A 20,399-nucleotide genomic window follows, 5' to 3' on the forward strand; every position below is an offset into this window, starting at 1 on the left:
CAAAAAGTGTTAATTTTGTTAAATTATTGTTTTATAAGTATTTTAAGATTAAAAATTATATAAATTTGGTAATAAGTATTACAATATTTTGTAAAAGAACCCCTATTTATCAACTTAATTTAACAAACCAAAAAACTTATTATGAAAAAAATTAAATCAATTGTAGCCTTGTCATTTATAGCGCTAACGCTGTTTTCTTGTAACAAAGAAGATGAGCAAGTTCAATCTAATCAAGGATCCCTTAAAGTAACACCAGAGGTGTTAAATAAAATTAGTTCACTTTCATTAAATACATCAGATGTTCAGGTGATTAAGAATACTAAATTAGATGGTACTACCGAGGATGCGTTCCTTATAGAAGGAGATATTATCATTACACAAGATCAATTAAACAAAATGGATCTTCATGGTGGTATTACCACAGAACAGTATCGTACTACTAATTTAGTATCTGCTCCAAGAACAATTAGAGTTGTTGGGTTAACAGGGACTGGTACATCAGCGCTGTCAACAAATATGCGGAATGGATTGCAAGCGGCAATCAACAGATACAATAACTTAGGATTATCAATAAACTTTACACTAACCTTTAGTTCAAGTACTTCAGGGGCAAACATTGTTGTAAGAAGACAAACCGGATCTGCCGGTGGAGTAGCAGGTTTCCCTTCAGGAGGGAATCCTTATAATTCAGTTACATTATATTCTGGATTAGATACTTATTCAACAAATGTAAACGCACACGTAGCTGCACACGAAATCGGACACTGTATTGGTTTACGTCATACAGACTGGTTCAGCCGTCAAAGTTGTGGACAAAATTCAAACGAGGGAACAGCTGGCGTTGGAGCAATTCAAATTCCTGGAACACCTTCAGGATACGATTCTACTTCTTACATGTTAGCATGTTTCAGTTCAAGCGTAACAGGGGCTTTCAATTCTAACGACGTTACAGCTCTTAATTATTTATACTAGAAGTTGAATTAGAGTTCTCTTACAAAATATAAGAGGCTGTTTCACAATTGTGAAGCAGCCTCTATTTTTATTGGATGCATTTCCTCATTTTGTATTATTTTTAATTAATAATATAAAGTTTCTTTTAGTTATTCAATTTTCTAATTTCTCCTGAAACTTGTTATTTTTATAGTGCCTGAAACGAAAGGAAAATCTCAGGAAGAACTTCAGAAAACCGTTTTTAGCACAAATAAATAATTTAAACAAAATGAAAAAAGTTATAATTGCAGTATTGATTTTGTCTTTTTTACAGATTCATGCACAGAAAGGTTTTAAACCGCTTTTTGATGGGAAAACCACAAAAGGCTGGCATTCTTATGGTAAAAATTCGGCAGGAGCCGGATGGAAAGTTGAAGATGGAGTCTTGCATTTTGATACTGATACAGCCGCAAATGGACAAGGAGGAGATTTAGTGACAGATGCTGAATTTGGAGACTTTCATTTGAAATTAGATTGGAAAATAGCGCCAAACGGTAACAGCGGTATTATTTTTTATGTTAATGAAGATCCTTCAAAATATCAAAACACATACAGTACAGGTCTCGAAATGCAGGTTTTAGATAATGACGGTCATCCCGACGGAAAAATCACTAAACACCGAGCGGGAGATTTATACGATTTAATTCAAAGTAAATCAGAACCTGTAAAAAAAGTTGGAGAATGGAATACTGCAGAAGTGATAAGCAAAAAAGGAAAACTAACACTAATTCTAAATGGGGTTATAGTAGTTGAGACGGTACTTTGGGATACTAATTTTAATAAATTGATAGAGGGAAGTAAATTTGCAGGATGGTCGGGTTTTGGCACATTCAAAAAAGGAAAAATAGCTTTGCAGGATCACGGAAATAAAGTATGGTTTCGTAATATTATGATAAAAGAATAAGATGTCCAGCATCGATAAAAAAACGGCTCCTCAAGATCCATAGGATGTCAAAGGAACCGTATTTAATATTCTAATTATAAAAGCACGTAAAAAATTGAACCGCTTTGATTCGATTAATTCAATAATATTTTATGTCTGCTTATTTTTCTATCTGAATAATTTGAGACACAATATTACTTTTCATTTGATTTTTTTCATCTGGCTGAGCACCGCCAACGGCAAATTTAACTTTACCTTCATATTGTTGTAAATTCCCTTCGGCAGTAACATAAGACAAATCCTCAGGAGAAAGGGTAAAGGTGATGGTCTTGCTTTCGCCCGGTTTTAAATTAAGACGCTCAAATCCTTTTAGACTTTTGAGTGGTGTTTTTATGTTTGCATTTTGATTGATGATATACAATTGGGCAACTTCTTCACCCTCCATTTTTCCGGTATTGGTTATTTTTACGGAGACCGGAACAGTTTCATTCTTTTTTATTTTAGAAGGAATCGTTAATGGATCATATTTAAAGGAAGTATAGCTCAAGCCATATCCAAAACCATAAAGCGGCGTGCCCTTGAAATAACGATAGGTTTTATTATCCATGCTGTAATCAACAAAAGCTGGCAAGTCTGAATCGCCCTTGTAAAAAGTAACAGGCAGTCTACCCGCCGGATTATAATCTCCAAACAGAATATCAGCGACTGCAGTTCCTGTCGCCTGACCACCGTACCATGCATTCAGTACTGCCGGAATATTTTCTGCTTCCCACGGAATCGCGATCGCACTTCCGGTCATCATCACAAAAACAACTGGTTTTCCTGAAGTTTTTAGTGCTTTCATTAGTCGGGTTTGTACTTCCGGAAGTAGGATAGAGGTACGATCACCGCCTGCGAACCCCGGAAAATTAACTGGCATTTCTTCACCTTCAAGCTGAGGTGATATTCCGCCAACGAAAATAAATGCATCGGCATCTTTATTTCGGTCAGTTAATTTTGCAAAATCAGTTTTTACAAAGTTTCCGGTACGTAAGGCAACGTTTGCTTTTCCTTCTCCTTGCCAATATTCAAGAACTAGCTTATAAACTGTATTTTTTTTGGTAGTTAATTGAAATGTTTTTTCTCCCCATCTGTTTTTTTTCCAGGCGTTTACGACTTCTTTTCCATCAATTAAAAAACGATAACCATCATCAGCGCTGAGTTCGAATGTTATAGAACCGTCTTTGTCTGCAGTAAAGTTTGTGGTGTAACGAGCAGAAAAATGATTTGCCTTAATGTTTTTAACCACAACTTCGCCTTCCTGCCAAAAGTTATTAATTTCAGGTTCAATTCTTATTTCGGTAGGATTTCCTGACAAATCAACATTATCAAAATATTCCGCTTTAAAACCTGCTTTTCTTTCGTAATGGTATTGATTTTTAAGATCCTGGTATACTAATAAAGTGTCATTGGTAAAATTAATTGCCTGTTCATAAACAATTTCTGTACTACTGCCCAGTTTTTCTTTGATGCCATTTAAAACCGTTGTCAATTTGCTCGGAGTTCCGTTGTAATTACCTAATATCGAGATAGCATTATCTGCATTGGGACCAAGAACTACGATCTTTTTTAACTTTTTACTCAGTGGCAATATATCCTTTTCATTGCGTAACAAAACCATTGATTGTCTGGCCATTTTTAAGGCATGCTGGCTATGTTCAGGACTTTCCAAAACAGAAGCCGGCGTCTGTGCATATTTAACCATTGCCACAGGATCAAACATTCCGAGTCTGAAACGGATCATAAAAAGCCTTTTAACCGAAATATCAATTTGTTTCTCACTGATTTTTCCATTCTTTACCGCCTGAACCAAAGCTTTGTACGCATCGGTACCACAGTCAATATCAGTACCGTGAAAAACCGCATCTGCAGAAGCTGATTCGGCATCAGGATGCGTTTTATGATTTTTGAAAAAGTCATCAATTGCCCAGCAATCAGAGGTTACATAGCCATCAAATTTCCATTGGTTACGAAGAATATCAGTCATCAAAATATCACTGGCACAACAAGGCTGCGTTCTAAAAGCATTATAAGCACACATTACGCCCGCCACTTTTGAACCGGTTATTAATTTTTGAAAAGCAGGCAGATAAGTATCCCAAAGTTCATAAGGCGTCACGTCAACATCAAAGGTATGGCGCAATGATTCCGGTCCGCTGTGTACCGCATAATGTTTGGCACAAGCCGCTGCTTTTAAGTATTTAGGATCATCACCCTGAAGTCCTTTTACAAATGAATCACCTAAAATGCTGGTCAAATAGGGATCTTCGCCATAAGTTTCCTGACCGCGTCCCCAACGCGGATCGCGAAAAATATTAATATTGGGCGTCCAATAGGTAAGTCCCAGATAACGCTCGTTGGTTCTGTTTGATTCTAAAGCTTTATTATAAATAGCTCTTCCTTCCAAAGCAGAATAATCGGCCATTTTAAAAAGTGAATTTTTATCGAATGTCGCCGCCATCGCTATTGCCTGAGGATAAACCGTTGTCTTAAAAGGAGTTCTTGCAACGCCGTGTAAGGTTTCGTTCCACCAGTCGTAAGCAATTATTCCCAAACGGGGAATTGCCGGCGATGAATTTAGCATCTGTGATACTTTTTCTTCCAATGTCAAGCGACCTACCAGATCATTTACCCGTTCTTCAAACGTCAGGTTAGGATCCTGAAAAAGAAATTTTCCGGATTTTTCCTGTGCGAAACAAAAAGAAGTTATAAACAGTAGAAATAAATATTTGAATTTTGGAGATCTCATAAGCTTTTTTGTTTTTGGAGTATTAAATATACAGCATTATAATTAGTTTTCAAACAACCGATTGTGTAAAGGAATGACATTTTTTTAAAATAAAAAAATTATGTTTTGTGACATTTTTTTAAAAATGAGATGATATCAGGTAATCAATTAGGTGCTTGTAATATGCAAAATGCTTCCAGAATGTATTAATGTATCATTAAAATAATTACATTTACGATCTTAGTACTTTAATGATGGAAGAACACAGACATGTAACGATATATGATATTGCAGAGAAGCTTAATCTTGCAACATCAACAATTTCAAGAGCTTTAAAAGATCATCATACTATTAGTGATAAGACAATAAAAAAAGTTAAGCAGACAGCTAAGGAAATGGGTTTTGTACCTAACACTTTGGCCGCAGGTTTACGTGGGAATAAATCAAGAACTATTGGTATTTTAATTCCAACAGTAACACAACCATTTTTATCCTCTTTAATTAGTGGTATCGAAATCACAGCTCAAAAATCTGAATATTCAGTTCTTATTATGCAGTCGCATGATTCCTACGAGATGGAGGTTAATTTGGCTAAATCACTATATAGCAATAGGGTAAGCGGTGTTATTTGCTCGCTTGCGATGGAAACAAAAGATACTTCTCATTTTAAACAATTTTCCAATAATAACATTCCGCTTGTATTTGTAGACAGGGTTCCCAGAGATTATGATACTTTCAGAGTTGTCATCAATAATTATCTCGCAGGTTATAAAGCAACAAAACATCTCATTGAACAAGGCTGTAAAAGAATCGCGCATTTAACTGCCGGATCAGAATTTGGTACACTTTATAATGAGCGAAAAAGGGGATATATGGATGCTTTAATAGAGCACGAACTTCCTGTTGACGAAAAGCTGATTATAAACCTGAAAGAAATGACGTATGAAGACGGCGTAAAAGCTTGTAATCAATTATTTGATTTAAAAATCCGTCCTGATGGTCTTTTTGCGCCTGGGGATATTCTTGCCGTAAGTGCAGTGCAGACAGCAAAAAAGCGTGGAATTAAAATACCTGAAGAGTTTGCAGTAATTGGTTTTAACGACGATCCAATCTCTAAAATTATTGAACCAAACATTTCTACCATAACGCATCCGGCCGAAAAAATGGGCAAAGCCGCAGCCGAACTCATTATTAAAAATCTAAAATCGGTTAAGGAAGAAGATGCTAAAGAAATTACATTTTTAAATACACAAGTCCTTATACGTGAATCTTCTAAGAGAATTTAGATTCTCTTTTTTTACTATTTTATAAACCTGTTAATTTCAATATTGATGGGTTTTTTTATGTCGAATTCTTTCATAATTCTTCTTGCTAAGGATCTCATTTTCTATTTTTAAAAAGCTAATCAGAATTAAAAAAATCAATTTTTATTTTTTTATTCCCATATTTTTGTATTTTAGCACAACCGATTGCAAATGGCTTATTTTTTCTAAAACTATATTTTTTTAGCACTTTTTTTGCTAAATAATATGATTTTGAATAGAATTACTGATTTGCATTTTAAATTTAAATTGATAGAAAAGCAAAATGACATATATTAAAAAAACTTTTTTCAAATCTATTTTACTGTTTTTTGTAGTTTGCTGGTCTTCATCAGCTCAAAAAGATTACAAATTATGGCTGCAATACAATAAAGTTGATAACGATAATTTAAAAACAGAATATCTTTCTACTATTCAGGACATTGTTGCTTTGGGAAAATCGGAAACTGCAAAAATTGCCTTTACAGAACTGCAATCCGGTTTGGATGAAATGTTGGGAAAGAAATTTGAAAATAAATCAGCAATTTCGGGAGATCATAATATTATAATAAGTTCAAAAGAATTTCTAACTTCTGAAATTCAAAAGGAAATCGGGAATTTTGATCAAATAAATGACGAAGGTTTTATTATTAAATCTATTTCCATAAAAAATAAAAACCACCTTGTCATTACAGGTAAAACAGATGTTGGCGTTTTATATGGTGTTTATAGTTTTCTAAGATTAATGCAAACCAATAAGTCTATTCAAAATTTAAATATTGCTGATGCACCAAAAACAAACATCAGAATATTAAATCACTGGGATAATCTTGACCGAACTGTAGAGCGCGGTTACGCCGGATTTTCGTTATGGAACTGGCAAAAACTGCCTGATTTTATCGATCAGCGTTATATTGATTACGCGCGTGCAAATGCCTCAATCGGAATTAATGGAACGGTTTTGACGAATGTAAATGCAAATGCTTTAATCCTGACACCGCAATATTTAGAAAAAGTAGAAGCTTTGGCCAACGTTTTCAGACCGTACGGAATAAAAGTGTATTTAACAGCACGATTTTCAGCACCAATCGAAATTGGAGGTTTAAAAACAGCCGATCCAAAAGATGCCCAAGTCATTAATTGGTGGAAAAATAAAGCCAAAGAAATTTATAAAAGAATTCCCGATTTTGGCGGATTTCTGGTAAAAGCAAATTCAGAAGGTCAACCGGGACCGCAAAATTATAACAGAGATCACGTCGATGGAGCCAATATGCTGGCCGATGCCGTTGCGCCTTTTGGAGGTGTCATTATGTGGCGTGCTTTTGTCTATTCTGAACATGATGCAAACGACAGAGCCAAACAAGCTTATACCGAATTTGTGCCTTACGACGGAAAATTTAAAGACAATGTAATTGTTCAGGTAAAAAACGGAGCGATTGATTTTCAGCCTCGTGAACCTTTTCATCCCATGTTTGGTGCGATGCCAAAAACACCTTTGATGATGGAATTTCAAATCACACAGGAATATCTGGGTTTTAGTACGCATTTGGTTTTTCTGCCAAAATTATTTCAGGAAGTTTTAGAATCAGATACCTATCAAAAAGGAAAAGGAACAACCGTTGCCAAAGTTATTGATGGATCTCTAAACAAAACAAAACTGACCGGAATTGCAGGTGTTTCCAACATCGGAAATGATCTAAACTGGACTGGGCATCCTTTTGCGCAGGCAAATTGGTACGGCTTTGGAAGACTGGCATGGAATCCTTATTTAGATTCAGAAACCATTGCCGATGAGTGGCTTCGATGTACATTTTCAAACGATGAAAATTTCATAAAACCAGTTAAACAAATGATGATGCAATCGCGCGAAGCTGTTGTAAATTATATGACACCGCTTGGTTTGCATCACATTATGGATACGGGGCATCATTACGGTCCGGGTCCGTGGGTTTCAAACTTGTCACGACCAGAATGGAATCCCGTTTATTATCATAAAGCAGATAAAAACGGAATTGGTTTCGACCGATCAAAAACCGGAACAAACGCCACAGCGCAATACGCCCCCGAAGTGGAGAAAATGTTTGATAATCTCGAAACTTGTCCGGAAAAAAATTTGTTATGGTTTCATCACGTTTCCTGGGATTATAAATTGAAAAACGGACAAACGCTATGGAACGGTTTGGCGTTGAAATATCAGGAAGGCGTAAATCAGGTTGCAGCAATGCAAAATATCTGGAATAAAACACAGAAATATGTTGATGATGAACGTTTTAAAGAAGTGCAGATGTTATTAGAAATTCAGCACAAAGAAGCAAAATGGTGGCGGGATGCGTGTCTGCTGTATTTTCAACAATATTCAAAAAAGGAATTACCTTTAGGCGTCGAAAAACCAACACAGTCTCTGGACTATTTTAAATCATTAAAATTTCCTTTTGCACCGGGAAATTAATATTCAAATTAAAAAATATGAGCACAAAAACAGCAATTGTAACCGGAGGAAATTCGGGTTTGGGTTTTGCAACAGCAAAGAAATTATGCGATAACGGCATTAAAACCTATATAATTGGAAGATCAAAAGAAAAAACAGAAGATGCCTGTAAGGAAATTGGCGAAAATGCCATTCCGGTTATTTATGATTTAAATGATTTGGGCGGAATTCCGGAAATGATTGAAAAACTGACCAAAGAAAGCCCAATTGATATTTTGGTAAACAACGCCGGAATTAATCTGAAAAAAGAATTTACAGATGTTACCGATGAAGATTTTCTATCTGTAATTCACACCAATCTTTTGAGCGTTTTTGCTGTGAGTAAGCCCGTTGTAAAAAACATGAAAGAAAATAATGGCGGAAGCATCGTTAATATCAGTTCGATGGCATCGCAATATGGGATTCCAAAAGTAATAGCCTATTCGGCAAGTAAAGGTGCAATCGAATCGATGACCAGAGCCATGGCGGTAGAATTGGCACCGTTTGGTATTCGCGTCAATTGCATCGCGCCGGGATTTATAAAAACAAAAATGTCTTCGGCAGCACTTGATAATGATCCCGAAAGAAAAAATAAAGTCTTGGGAAGAACGCCAATGGGCTTTTTAGGAGAACCATCAGACATTGCAGATGCCGTTTATTATTTGGCATTAAGCGAATCAAAATACACAACCGGAACTGTTTTGCCTGTTGATGGTGGAAATAGTATTGGGTTTTAAGAACCTATGAAATTGCTCGCAAAGTCGCCAAGTTATTTAAAATAAAGCTTTTAAAAAAAACTTTGCAACTCTGCGACTTTGCGAGATTAAAAAAAATACTCAATATGATAAAAATGCAGCAAACAATGCGTTGGTTTGGACCAAATGACAGCGTAAGTTTATTAGATATAAAACAAGCCGGAGCAACCGGAATTGTAACCGCTTTGCATCAAATTCCCGTTGGCGAGATCTGGACGGTTGAAGATATTAAAGAAAGACAGCAAATTATAAGAAACGCAAATTTAGATTGGGCAGTTGTTGAAAGTTTGCCGGTTCATGAAGAAATAAAACGCGCGACCGGAAATTATCTGCAATACATTGAAAATTATAAAATAAGCATCAAAAACTTAGCAGATTGCGGTATTAAAATCATCACGTATAATTTCATGCCAATTTTGGACTGGGTTCGAACAGAGCACAATTTTATTAATAAAGATGGGAGCAAGGCACTTTTATACAATCAGGAAGCTTTTATTTATTTTGATGTTTTTTTGCTAAAAAGACCCAATGCCGAAAATGATTATTCCGATAAGGAAAAAGAAAACGCATTACAGTTTGGGAATAAACTTTCTGAAGATGAGAAAGCCTTACTTTTTAAGAATGTTTTATTGGGATTACCGGGAAGTAAAATCAATTTTACAGCAGAACAAATCCTCTCTTTATTAGATAATTATGCCAATATTGATAATCAAAAACTAAGAGAAAACCTGATTTATTTTTTATCAGAAGTTACTCCTGTTGCTGAAATGCATGATGCTAAATTAGCCATTCATCCTGATGATCCGCCGTTTTCGGTTTTGGGATTGCCCAGAATTGTTTCTACCGAAGAAGATATTAAAGCCATTTTGAATGCCGTTCCTTTTAATTCGAATGGATTGTGTTTTTGTACAGGTTCTTTGGGAGCAGATCCGAAAAATAATCTGGAGAGAATTATCGATGATTTCGGAGACAGGATTCACTTTTTGCATCTTCGAAATACCTTCCGCGAAAGCGAAACTATTTTCAGAGAATCAGAACATTTAAACGGTGATACCAAAATGGAAAGGATAGTCGAGAAAATTTTACTGCTAATGAATTCCACAAAAATAAGTCTGCCCATGCGTCCCGATCATGGGTTTCTGCATGAAGTGGATAAAGACAAGGAAACATATCCCGGCTATTCCTTAACAGGAAGATTAAAAGGTCTTGCTGAGTTAAGAGGATTAGAAATGGGTATTGCATATAAGCTCAAAGAATTGGCGTAAGCCATGATTGAAGGAGGTAAGAATTGAGAAGAAAGAGTTTAGAAAATAGAATAAAGAAATACAAACAACTAAGTACTAGCAACTAAGTACTAACTACTAACCCTAAAACCACATAAAATGAGATTACTTAACCGCTCTCTACTGCTTTTGTCTGTTGTAGTTTTAAACAGCTGTAATGCACAAAAAGAAAAAGAAGTTGTTTCTTTAAAAGACAGCTATAAAAATGATTTTTATATTGGAACTGCCCTGAGCGCCGATCAGATTGAAGAAAAAAACGCTAGCGAAGATTCCTTAATCGAAAGAGAATTTAATGCGATTACAGCAGAAAATATCATGAAATCGATGTTTATTCATCCACAAAAAGACAAATACGACTTTGCTCTTACGGATAAATTTATCGCTTACGGTGAAAAAAATAAAATGTTTATTCACGGTCATACTTTAATCTGGCACAGTCAGTTGGCGCCATGGATGCAAAAAATTAAGGACAGCATAGAAATGAAAGCTTTCATGAAAGATCATATCACGACAATTGTTTCTAAGTACAAAGGCAGGATAGATTCGTGGGATGTAGTAAATGAAGCTTTAAACGAAGACGGAACTTTAAGAAAATCAATTTTTCTGGACAAACTTGGAGAGCAATATCTTGTAGACGCTTTTAAATTGGCTGCCGCTGCAGATCCTAAAGTTGATTTGTATTACAATGATTATAATAATGAAGAACCAGCAAAAAGAGCAGGAAATATTGCCTTAATTAAAAAAATCAAGGCAGGCGGAGGGAAAATTGATGGAGTAGGGATTCAGGCACATTGGAAATTGGGTTATCCATCATTAGAAGAAATTGAAAAAAGTATTTTAGAATATTCTGCCCTTGGTATCAAGGTTGCTTTTACAGAACTTGATATTTCGGTTTTACCAAATCCAAAGGATTTTAGCGGTGCGGATGTAAACCAAAAATTTGAAGGAGATCCTAAAATGAATCCATATCCTAAAACACTTCCGGATTCTGTGCAGGTTAAACTGGCGGAACGTTATGCTTCGATTTTTAAATTATTTTTAAAACATAAAGACAAAATTAGCCGCGTTACGTTTTGGGGCGTTCACGATGGACAATCCTGGTTAAACGACTGGCCTATAAAAGGTAGGACAAATTACCCATTGTTATTTGATAGAGACTTAAAGCCCAAAAAAGCGTACAACAGCGTAATCCAATTAAAAGAAATAAAACAATAAAATTTTCTCGTAAAAAAAACTTTTTTTTGCGAAGTACACAACCGAATGCGTATTTTGTTTGATTTAATGAAATAATTAAATACGCACTTGCGAATTCTGTTTTTTTATATAATTTTACACAACCGATTGTTTTAAGAAATTTATCATTTTGAGGAACGAGAAATCATATAATGTAGTCATGTAGTGCGTCGCTCTCTGTATGTTATTTTTGTTTCTCGAAATGATAAAAAATAGATACCTTTTCAGGAATCAACTAACTAAAAAAATAACCACACCAAGAATGAATTACATTTCACAAAAATTATCCATTAAAGAAAAAATCGGCTACAGTTTAGGTGACCTCGCGGCAAATTTGGTTTTCCAGACCCTGATGACGTATCTCGCTTATTTTTATACAGATATCTACGGCTTATCGCCAACAGATTCTTCTATAATTATGCTAGTCGTGGGTTTAATTGCGGCTTTTGTTTTCAACCCGATTATTGGTGTTTTGGCAGACAGAACACGCACAAAATGGGGAAAATTCAGACCCTGGATTTTGATAACTGCAATTCCGCTTGGTGCGATTGCCTTACTGGCTTTTACAACGCCCAATTTCTCTTACCACGGAAAAGTAATTTATGCCGTTGTTACTTATACTTTATTATTGCTTTTTTATGCGAGTAATAATTTGCCTTATTCTGCTTTAAGCGGTGTTATTACAGGCGATATGGGCGAAAGAAACAGCATGTCGGCGTATCGTTTTGTGGCCGTAATGTTTGCGCAATTCTTCGTTCAGGTTTTTATGTTGGGCATCATCAAAAGTGCCGGAAATGGAGACAAAGCCGTTGGTATCGAAAAGGTAATGACCGTTTTGGCAATCATTGGAACCATCATGTTGTTAATCACATTTTTAACTACAAAAGAACGTATTATTCCAAAACCGGAACAAAAATCAAGCATCAAAGAAGATTTAAGCGATTTGATGAAAAACAAACCGTGGGTTATTATGCTAAGTCTTACTACATTGGTATTCATAACTTTGGCAATGAAAGGCGGTTCTTATGTATATTATTTTGAAAATTATGTAGACAAAGACCAGTTAGCAATTTTCATCCAGCCTATTTTGGATGTTTTATCTACATTAAAATTGAATTATTTTGGAAGTGATCCTGTTTCTGCCGGTTTCGGATTGTTTAATGCGGGCGGAATTATCTTCATGATTGTTGGAATAACTTTATCTAAAAGTCTGGCTGATAAATACGGAAAACGAAATATTTTCGGATTGTTTTTATTCATTTCGACCCTATTTATTATTGCATTTTATTTCTTTCCGGCAAACGCCATCAGCTTTATGTTTTTCTCACAAATACTGCACGGATTTTTCTACGGAATAACGATTCCGCTTTTGTGGGCGATGATTGCAGATGTTGCCGATTATTCAGAATGGCTGAATAACCGTCGCGCAACTGCTATTATTTTCTCGGCGATGATGGTGGGTTTAAAAGCCGGATTGAGTATTGGTGGGGCTTTAACCACTTCGTTTTTAGGCTTTTTTGATTATGTGCCAAATGCTTCGGGTCAAACCGCGATTGCTATAAACGGAATCAAATTATTGGTGAGTATTTTTCCTGCGATACCTTTTTTAATTGGTGTTGCGCTATTATTTTTCTATAAAATCGATAAAAATATGGAAATGCAGATTGAATCTGATTTAAAAGAAAGAAGAACTTAATTATTTTATAAAACAAAAACGACTATGCCTGAAGATAGTACTGAACAAATTAATTTCGAGCAAATTAATAAAAAAGCCATTTCGCAGCCTTTGGTTTCGCATATTTATACCGCAGATCCGTCGGCGCATGTTTTTAATGGTAAAATTTATATTTATCCGTCGCATGATATTGATGCCGGGATTCCGTTTAACGATAATGGCGACCATTTTGGAATGGAAGATTACCATGTTTTTTCGATGGAAAACATTAATGCAGAAACAGTTGATAACGGAGTTGCGCTTCATGTTGATGATGTAGCCTGGGCCGAAAAACAAATGTGGGCACCGGATGCTGCCTGTAAAAACGGAAAGTTTTACTTGTATTTTCCGGCGAAACGTGCCAACGGAATTTTTCAGATTGGCGTGGCGATAAGTGATTCACCAGTTGGACCATTTTTGCCTGAACCAGAAGCTATTAAAGGAAGTTATAGTATTGATCCTGCCGTTTTTGAAGATACAGACGGAAAATTTTATATCTATTTTGGCGGAATTTGGGGTGGACAGCTTCAAAAATACCGAAACAATACCTACGATTTAGATCAGGAAGAACCTCTTGGAAATGAACCTGCTTTAGGACCAATTGTGGCTTTGCTTACAGACGATATGTTAGAGTTTGCAGAAGAACCAAAAGAGATTAAAATCCTTGATGAAAACGGAGAAATTTTATTAGCCGGAGACAACGACCGACGTTTTTTTGAAGCTTCCTGGGTGCATAAATACAACGACAAATATTATTTTTCGTATTCAACAGGCGATACGCATTTTATTTGTTACGCGATTGGAGACAGTCCGTATGGGCCGTTTACGTATCAGGGGCGCATTTTGAATCCGGTTGTGGGCTGGACATCGCACCATTCTATCTGTAAAGTTGAGGATGATTGGTATTTGTTTTACCACGATTCGAGTTTATCAAAAGGCGTAACGCATTTGCGAAGTATGAAAGTAACTAAAATTGATTATCTTGAAGATGGTTCAATTATTACAATAGATCCGTACGGCATCAGAAGATCAGGAGATTAAGGAAAAGAAAAGTAATATGTTTAAATTTTATTTTCTATGAAAAAGGGAGATGAAAATGTTAGAAAAATCGCCAGACAATATATTACAAACAAAATAGAAATTGATTGTGTCATATTCAATTTTGAAAACAACAGTCTTAAAGTTTTATTGGTAAAACAACAAGACAATGAAGGAGTTATAACGTGGGGACTGGCGAATGATTACATCAAAAAAGGGGAAACAATTTTGAGTACAGCCCATAATATTTTGAAAAATTACATTAACGGCGATCAATTTTTCTTAGAGCAATTAAAGGCATTTAGTTATCAGTCAGACTCTTCGTTGCAGGAAGATATTTCGATCGCATATTATGCTTTGGTAAAACGCGATAACAGCAAAGATGATTTGTTTAATGCAGATGTTAAATGGATTGGTATTAATGAAATTATCGGTTTAAATGATAAACACAAAGTAATATTAGATTTTAGCTTAAAAGAATTACGCAAAAATATCTGCAAAAGCGCGGTTGGTTTTAATTTATTGCCGGAGAAATTTACCCTTTTGCAGGTTATCAATTTGTATGAAGAAATTTTAGGAATCGAGATTAATAAATCAAATTTTAGAAGAAAGTTATTGCAGACAGGAATTGTACATGACTCGAATGAAAAGGAAGAAGATGTTTCGCACAGAGCTGCAAGGTTTTACAGTTTGAATTTGCAAAATCAGGAATTGTTATCACAGAGAGAAATAAATTTTAATTTTTAAGGAAGTGTTTTGTCTGGTCTTGATTACGGTTGCGTGAGGGATAGTAGCGGAAAGCCCACAGCCTGACGAAGGAAGTGCGAGGACTTGCAGCGGATAGCCCGACCCGGAGGGACACGCCCAAATTATTTTTATTGTTTAGATAATAATTTAGAGAATATCAATAAGAATTTGAATAGTCCCAACGGGACGTCATATTTATAGAATTGATGTTTTAATGTAATGAAACCCCAGCGGGGTGGCATCTCTAGGTACGTAATATCGCTCCTATGGAGCTTTAAAATGATTGCGATAATTTTTAGCTATAAATATTGCGCTCCGCTGGAGCTTTTTACATTGTGGAGATTTCATTCATAAATGCTAAGTTTTAAAGAGCTTTGAAAAGTTAACAATTTACAGTAAAAAAGTATTTTTTATAAAGATCAAATAAACTACTTTAGCATACCAGAACAGAACGGAACAGTATGCTAAAAGACGAACAGGAAAAATTTGTATTTGTTATCAATCACGATAGTGATGTTCCGAAATACCAGCAGTTGGTAAACGGAATTAATAATGCTATTGCGGAGAATATTTTACAAAAGGGAGATTTGCTTCCGTCTGTAAATGCGATTTGTAAAGAAAATCAGTTGTCGAGAGATACGGTTTTTAAAGCATATTCAATTTTAAAAGATCAGAATGTCATTGATTCTGTGCCGAATAAAGGCTATTATGTTTCGGGAGAAACCAGAAAAGTGCTTTTGGTTTTAGACACATTTAAGGCGTATAAAGAGGTTTTGTATCATTCGTTTGTCAATAATTTGCCGGATAATGTGATTACCGATGTACAGTTTCATCATTATAATATAGATGTTTTTAAAACGATCATCAATAATAGTGTTGGGAAATATTATAAATACGTGGTGATGAATTTTGATCATAAAGAAGTAGCACCAACATTATCAGCTATTTCGAATGATAAATTGCTTTTGATTGATTGGAATATTCATTCGAAAAAAGAAAATAATTATGTTTTTCAGGATTTTGGAAAAGCGTTTTATAGTTCATTGAAAGAAGCCGTTGATTTGTTTAAAAAGTATAAAAGCATTCATTTTATTTATCCGGATTATACAAATCATCCCAAAGAAACCGTACAGTTTTTTAAGAAATTTTGCACCGATTTTAATTTTAAAAATGAAATTATTACCGATGCCAAAAAGTTTAATATCGAAAAAGGAATTGCGTATATCAGCATAAGCGACAGGATTTTAGGTCACTTTTTAGAACAATGCAAAGAGAAGGATTTGGAGCCTGGAGAAGATGTTGGTTTTTTATCGTATAACGAAACGCCAATGAAAAAATTTATATACAAAGGAATTTCGGTCGTATCGACTGATTTTAAGGAAATAGGAACAAAAGCGGCCGCATTTATTACGCATGATGAAGTGATGCAGAGTTATGTACCAACAAATTTAATATTAAGAGAATCATTATAAGTTATGTATTATATAGGATATGATATTGGAAGTTCGTCTGTAAAAGTAGCTTTGGTTGAAGCTGAAACAGGGAAAAAAATAATCGTTTTGAATGAACCTCAAAACGAAATGGAAATTGTCGCCCTTCATTCTGACTGGGCAGAGCAAGATCCGGAAATTTGGTGGCAGCACATTTGTACAGCCACAAAAAGAGCCATTCGTGAGGCGAATATCGAAGCTTCGAAAATTACGGGCGTTGGTATTTCGTACCAAATGCACGGATTGGTTATTGTGGACAAAGAAGGAAATGCGCTTCGAAACTCAATTATTTGGTGCGACAGCCGTGCGGTGGAAATTGGTAATGAGGCTTTCGCCGAAATTGGAGAACAAAAATGTATGGAGCATTTATTGAATTCTCCGGGAAATTTTACGGCTTCGAAACTAAAATGGGTCAAAGAAAACGAACCTGAAATCTACAGCAAAATTTACAAATACATGCTTCCGGGCGATTATATTGCTTTGAAACTTACAGGAGAAATTACCACTACAAAAAATGGTTTGTCTGAAGGAATGCTTTGGGATTATAAAGAAAACAAAGTAGCAAACTGGCTTTTGGATTATTACGGAATCGATCAATCATTAACTCCGGATATTGTAGAGAATTTCACGAATCAGGGAATTTTAAACGAAAAAGGAGCGAAAGAAGCTGGGCTTCCTGTTGGGATTCCGGTGGTTTACAGAGCGGGAGATCAGCCGAATAATGCCTTGGCTTTGAATGTTTTGAATCCGGGAGAAGTCGCTGCTACGGGCGGAACTTCGGGCGTTTTTTATGCTGTTAGCGAAATGTCTTCGGGAAAAAGCACACGTGTAAACAATTTTGTGCATGTTAATTACGAAGAAAAAACACCAAGAGTCGGAAAACTTTTAAACATAAACGGAGCCGGAATTCAGTATCGCTGGCTTCGTAATAATATGGGCGACGAAACCTACGAATCGATGAACCGAAAAGCTTCAAAAATTGATGTTGGTTCTGATGGCGTTGTCGTGATTCCGTTTGGAAATGGCGCAGAGCGTATGTTCAACAATAAAAACATCGGAACACACTTTTTAAATCTCAACTTGAATATTCACAATAGCGCACATTTGTTCAGAGCTTCTCTTGAAGGAATTGCTTTTTCATTCGTGTACGGAATGGAATGTTTAAAGGATGATAATGCGACGATAAATGTAATTAGAGCCGGAAATGATAATTTGTTCCGTTCGGAGATTTTTTCGAATACTGTAGCAACTTTAATCGGGCACGAAATTGAAATTTACAATACAACCGGCGCAGTAGGAGCGGCGAGAGCAGTGGGTTTAAAAGATGGTGATTACAATAAATTTGGTTCGAGCATTACAACCAACGATCACGTAATGACCTTTTTACCACTAAAAAATGCAGAACCGTATGCAAAGGCTTATGCAAAATGGAAACAGGAATTAGAATTAATATTAACACATAAAAAATAAAGAAATGGTAGTTTTAGGCAATAAAGAATATTACAAAGGCATAGGCCAGATAAAATTTGAAGGCAAGGAATCTGATAATCCGTTAGCATTTAAATATTACAATCCGGAACAGGTTGTGGCGGGAAAAACAATGCGCGAGCACTTTAGATTTGCGATTGCGTACTGGCACACGTTCTGCGGACAAGGAAGTGACCCGTTTGGACCGGGAACGCAGAAATTTGCGTGGGATCAATCATCAGATCCAATTCAGGCGGCAAAAGATAAAGCGGATGCTGCGTTTGAATTTATCAGTAAAATGGGATTTGATTATTTCTGTTTTCACGATTATGATTTGATTGCTGAAGGACCAACTTTTGCAGAATCAGAAAAACGTTTGGCAACGATTACAGAATATTTAAAACAGAAAAAAGCAGAATCAGGAATTAAATTGCTTTGGGGAACTTCAAACTGTTTCTCAAATCCAAGATTTATGAACGGAGCAGCTACAAATCCAGACTTTAATGTAGTGGCAAGAGCAGGCGGACAAGTAAAATTAGCGCTTGACGCAACAATTGCTTTAGACGGAGAAAACTACGTATTCTGGGGCGGAAGAGAAGGTTATATGTCTCTTTTGAATACGGATATGGGAAGAGAATTAGACCATATGGCACAGTTTTTAACGATGTCAAGAGATTATGCAAGATCACAAGGTTTTAAAGGAACTTTCTTTATAGAGCCAAAACCTATGGAGCCATCAAAACACCAATACGATTTTGATTCGGCTACAGCGATAGGATTTTTAAAAGAATATGGTTTAGATAAAGATTTCAAAATCAACATTGAAGTAAACCACGCAACTTTGGCACAACATACTTTTCAACATGAATTGGAAGTGGCTGCAAAAGCAGGAATGTTAGGAAGTATTGATGCTAATAGAGGTGATTACCAAAATGGCTGGGATACAGATCAATTTCCAAACAACATTCAGGAAACGACTGAAGCGATGCTTGTTTTCTTAAAAGCTGGCGGATTACAAGGCGGTGGTGTAAACTTCGATGCCAAAATCAGAAGAAATTCTACTGATCTTGAAGATGTTTTCTTAGCTCACATTGGTGGTGCCGATACTTTTGCAAGAGCTTTATTAACTGCAGACAAAATTATTACTTCTTCTCCATACGAAAAATTACGAAAAGAAAGATATAGCTCTTTCGATTCTGGAAAAGGAAAAGATTTTGCTGATGGAAAATTAAACCTTAAAGATTTGTATGACATCGCGAACCAAAATGGTGAATTGTCATTGCAAAGCGGTAAACAAGAATTGTTTGAAAACATTATCAATCAATATATATAATTAAAGTGATAGTTGTAGAGGGTTAAAAACTGAAATAACTATTTTGATAACTATTTTGTGTATAATCTTTGTCAAAGTTTAAAACTTTGACAAAGATGTACGCAATAACTAACCAAATTAAAACCAAAAAAAATGAAATTTTTTATTGACACAGCCAATTTACAAGACATCAAAGAAGCGCAGGAAATGGGCGTTCTGGATGGTGTAACGACAAATCCTTCGTTGATGGCGAAAGAAGGAATTACAGGAAAAGATAATATTTTAAAACATTACCTGGACATTTGCAATATTGTAGATGGCGATGTTTCTGCAGAAGTTGTTTCGACAGATTTTGACGGAATGGTAAGAGAAGGTGAGGAACTTGCCAAACTTCATCCGCAAATTGTGGTTAAGTTACCAATGATAGGCGATGGCGTAAAAGCATGCAAGTATTTTTCATCAAAAGGAATCAAAACCAATGTTACTTTAGTGTTTTCTGCGGGACAGGCGTTACTGGCAGCAAAAGCAGGCGCTACCTATGTTTCTCCGTTTTTAGGAAGGCTAGATGATATTTCTACAGACGGAATGCATTTAATTGAAGAGATACGAGAAATTTATGATAACTATGAATACAAAACTCAGATTCTCTCGGCTTCGATCAGACATACAATGCATATTGTAAATTGTGCAAAAGTAGGATCGGATGTTATGACGGGTCCGCTTTCTGCTATTAAAGGATTACTTAAACATCCTTTAACAGATATTGGATTGAACCAATTTATTGAAGACGCTAAAAAAATGAAATTATAATATTCTTACTGCCAGTTTAGTACGTCAATTTTTACTGATTTTACTGAATTTCAATTTTTAGAAAAGCTCCTTTTGAATTTAATTCGAAAGGAGCTTTTTTTAATTTTATAACAACCGATTGCCTCTTTTGTTGTTTTGATTT

The 20,399-nt window shown here is 35.5% G+C and carries 15 protein-coding genes; 14 read left to right on the forward strand and 1 reads right to left on the reverse strand.

The annotated features are described in order from the left end of the window. Positions 1-141 precede the first annotated feature (141 nt). Positions 142-972 (forward strand): M57 family metalloprotease, encoded by an 831-nt coding sequence (locus tag AC4FQ3_RS19280; RefSeq protein WP_042562891.1) that lies wholly within the window; start codon positions 142-144, stop codon positions 970-972. Between the two features lie 247 nt (positions 973-1,219). Then, on the forward strand, positions 1,220-1,894 hold the full coding sequence (locus AC4FQ3_RS19285) for a 3-keto-disaccharide hydrolase (RefSeq protein WP_491182925.1): 675 nt from the start codon (positions 1,220-1,222) through the stop codon (positions 1,892-1,894). A 139-nt stretch (positions 1,895-2,033) separates the two neighbouring features. On the opposite strand, the gene AC4FQ3_RS19290 is transcribed toward AC4FQ3_RS19285, so the two are convergent. Beyond that, positions 2,034-4,661, reverse strand: coding sequence for a beta-glucosidase (locus AC4FQ3_RS19290; RefSeq protein WP_491182926.1), 2,628 nt, complete (start codon positions 4,659-4,661; stop codon positions 2,034-2,036). Between the two features lie 233 nt (positions 4,662-4,894). On the opposite strand from AC4FQ3_RS19290, the gene AC4FQ3_RS19295 reads away from it, so the two are divergent. The 12 genes from AC4FQ3_RS19295 to fsa all read left to right on the forward strand — a co-directional run bounded on the left by AC4FQ3_RS19295 (position 4,895) and on the right by fsa (position 20,257). Beyond that, positions 4,895-5,926 (forward strand): LacI family DNA-binding transcriptional regulator, encoded by a 1,032-nt coding sequence (locus AC4FQ3_RS19295; RefSeq protein ID WP_042562888.1) that lies wholly within the window; start codon positions 4,895-4,897, stop codon positions 5,924-5,926. Between the two features lie 301 nt (positions 5,927-6,227). Continuing rightward, complete coding sequence (locus AC4FQ3_RS19300) at positions 6,228-8,390, forward strand: alpha-glucuronidase family glycosyl hydrolase (protein WP_491182927.1); 2,163 nt, start codon at positions 6,228-6,230, stop codon at positions 8,388-8,390. A 17-nt stretch (positions 8,391-8,407) separates the two neighbouring features. Further along, the gene (locus AC4FQ3_RS19305; RefSeq protein WP_491182928.1) at positions 8,408-9,145 is read left to right on the forward strand and encodes an SDR family NAD(P)-dependent oxidoreductase; all 738 of its coding nucleotides are present in this window, start codon (positions 8,408-8,410) and stop codon (positions 9,143-9,145) included. 113 nt (positions 9,146-9,258) lie between these two features. Continuing rightward, positions 9,259-10,428, forward strand: coding sequence for a mannonate dehydratase (gene uxuA, locus AC4FQ3_RS19310; RefSeq protein WP_491182995.1), 1,170 nt, complete (start codon positions 9,259-9,261; stop codon positions 10,426-10,428). A 117-nt stretch (positions 10,429-10,545) separates the two neighbouring features. Beyond that, positions 10,546-11,661, forward strand: a complete 1,116-nt coding sequence (locus AC4FQ3_RS19315) for an endo-1,4-beta-xylanase (protein ID WP_491182929.1) — start codon at positions 10,546-10,548, stop codon at positions 11,659-11,661. Between the two features lie 280 nt (positions 11,662-11,941). Then, complete coding sequence (locus tag AC4FQ3_RS19320; protein WP_491182930.1) at positions 11,942-13,375, forward strand: MFS transporter; 1,434 nt, start codon at positions 11,942-11,944, stop codon at positions 13,373-13,375. Between the two features lie 24 nt (positions 13,376-13,399). After that, a complete protein-coding gene (locus AC4FQ3_RS19325; RefSeq protein WP_491182931.1) occupies positions 13,400-14,434 on the forward strand; it encodes a glycoside hydrolase family 43 protein in 1,035 nt (344 codons plus the stop codon). 36 nt (positions 14,435-14,470) lie between these two features. Next, the gene (locus tag AC4FQ3_RS19330) at positions 14,471-15,178 is read left to right on the forward strand and encodes an NUDIX hydrolase (RefSeq protein WP_491182932.1); all 708 of its coding nucleotides are present in this window, start codon (positions 14,471-14,473) and stop codon (positions 15,176-15,178) included. A gap of 461 nt (positions 15,179-15,639) precedes the next feature. Continuing rightward, the gene (locus AC4FQ3_RS19335) at positions 15,640-16,650 is read left to right on the forward strand and encodes a GntR family transcriptional regulator (RefSeq protein ID WP_491182933.1); all 1,011 of its coding nucleotides are present in this window, start codon (positions 15,640-15,642) and stop codon (positions 16,648-16,650) included. A 3-nt stretch (positions 16,651-16,653) separates the two neighbouring features. Next, positions 16,654-18,138, forward strand: coding sequence for a xylulokinase (locus AC4FQ3_RS19340; RefSeq protein WP_491182934.1), 1,485 nt, complete (start codon positions 16,654-16,656; stop codon positions 18,136-18,138). Between the two features lie 4 nt (positions 18,139-18,142). After that, positions 18,143-19,468, forward strand: coding sequence for a xylose isomerase (gene xylA / locus AC4FQ3_RS19345; RefSeq protein WP_491182935.1), 1,326 nt, complete (start codon positions 18,143-18,145; stop codon positions 19,466-19,468). A gap of 132 nt (positions 19,469-19,600) precedes the next feature. Then, entirely contained in the window at positions 19,601-20,257 is a 657-nt protein-coding gene (gene fsa / locus AC4FQ3_RS19350; RefSeq protein WP_042562838.1) for a fructose-6-phosphate aldolase, read from the forward strand. Positions 20,258-20,399 lie beyond the last annotated feature (142 nt).

This window comes from Flavobacterium sp. AK-345, from assembly GCF_058310175.1.

What these genes read in the sequence shown, in the direction of transcription:
- fsa (WP_042562838.1), top strand. Translation starts at nt 19,601, where the DNA reads ATGAAATTTTTTATTGACACAGCCAATTTACAAGACATCAAAGAAGCG.
- AC4FQ3_RS19340 (WP_491182934.1), top strand. Translation starts at nt 16,654, where the DNA reads ATGTATTATATAGGATATGATATTGGAAGTTCGTCTGTAAAAGTAGCT.
- AC4FQ3_RS19300 (WP_491182927.1), top strand. Translation starts at nt 6,228, where the DNA reads ATGACATATATTAAAAAAACTTTTTTCAAATCTATTTTACTGTTTTTT.
- AC4FQ3_RS19315 (WP_491182929.1), top strand. Translation starts at nt 10,546, where the DNA reads ATGAGATTACTTAACCGCTCTCTACTGCTTTTGTCTGTTGTAGTTTTA.
- xylA (WP_491182935.1), top strand. Translation starts at nt 18,143, where the DNA reads ATGGTAGTTTTAGGCAATAAAGAATATTACAAAGGCATAGGCCAGATA.
- AC4FQ3_RS19290 (WP_491182926.1), bottom strand. Translation starts at nt 4,661, where the DNA reads ATGAGATCTCCAAAATTCAAATATTTATTTCTACTGTTTATAACTTCT.
- uxuA (WP_491182995.1), top strand. Translation starts at nt 9,259, where the DNA reads ATGCAGCAAACAATGCGTTGGTTTGGACCAAATGACAGCGTAAGTTTA.
- AC4FQ3_RS19320 (WP_491182930.1), top strand. Translation starts at nt 11,942, where the DNA reads ATGAATTACATTTCACAAAAATTATCCATTAAAGAAAAAATCGGCTAC.
- AC4FQ3_RS19280 (WP_042562891.1), top strand. Translation starts at nt 142, where the DNA reads ATGAAAAAAATTAAATCAATTGTAGCCTTGTCATTTATAGCGCTAACG.
- AC4FQ3_RS19330 (WP_491182932.1), top strand. Translation starts at nt 14,471, where the DNA reads ATGAAAAAGGGAGATGAAAATGTTAGAAAAATCGCCAGACAATATATT.
- AC4FQ3_RS19295 (WP_042562888.1), top strand. Translation starts at nt 4,895, where the DNA reads ATGGAAGAACACAGACATGTAACGATATATGATATTGCAGAGAAGCTT.
- AC4FQ3_RS19325 (WP_491182931.1), top strand. Translation starts at nt 13,400, where the DNA reads ATGCCTGAAGATAGTACTGAACAAATTAATTTCGAGCAAATTAATAAA.
- AC4FQ3_RS19305 (WP_491182928.1), top strand. Translation starts at nt 8,408, where the DNA reads ATGAGCACAAAAACAGCAATTGTAACCGGAGGAAATTCGGGTTTGGGT.
- AC4FQ3_RS19285 (WP_491182925.1), top strand. Translation starts at nt 1,220, where the DNA reads ATGAAAAAAGTTATAATTGCAGTATTGATTTTGTCTTTTTTACAGATT.
- AC4FQ3_RS19335 (WP_491182933.1), top strand. Translation starts at nt 15,640, where the DNA reads ATGCTAAAAGACGAACAGGAAAAATTTGTATTTGTTATCAATCACGAT.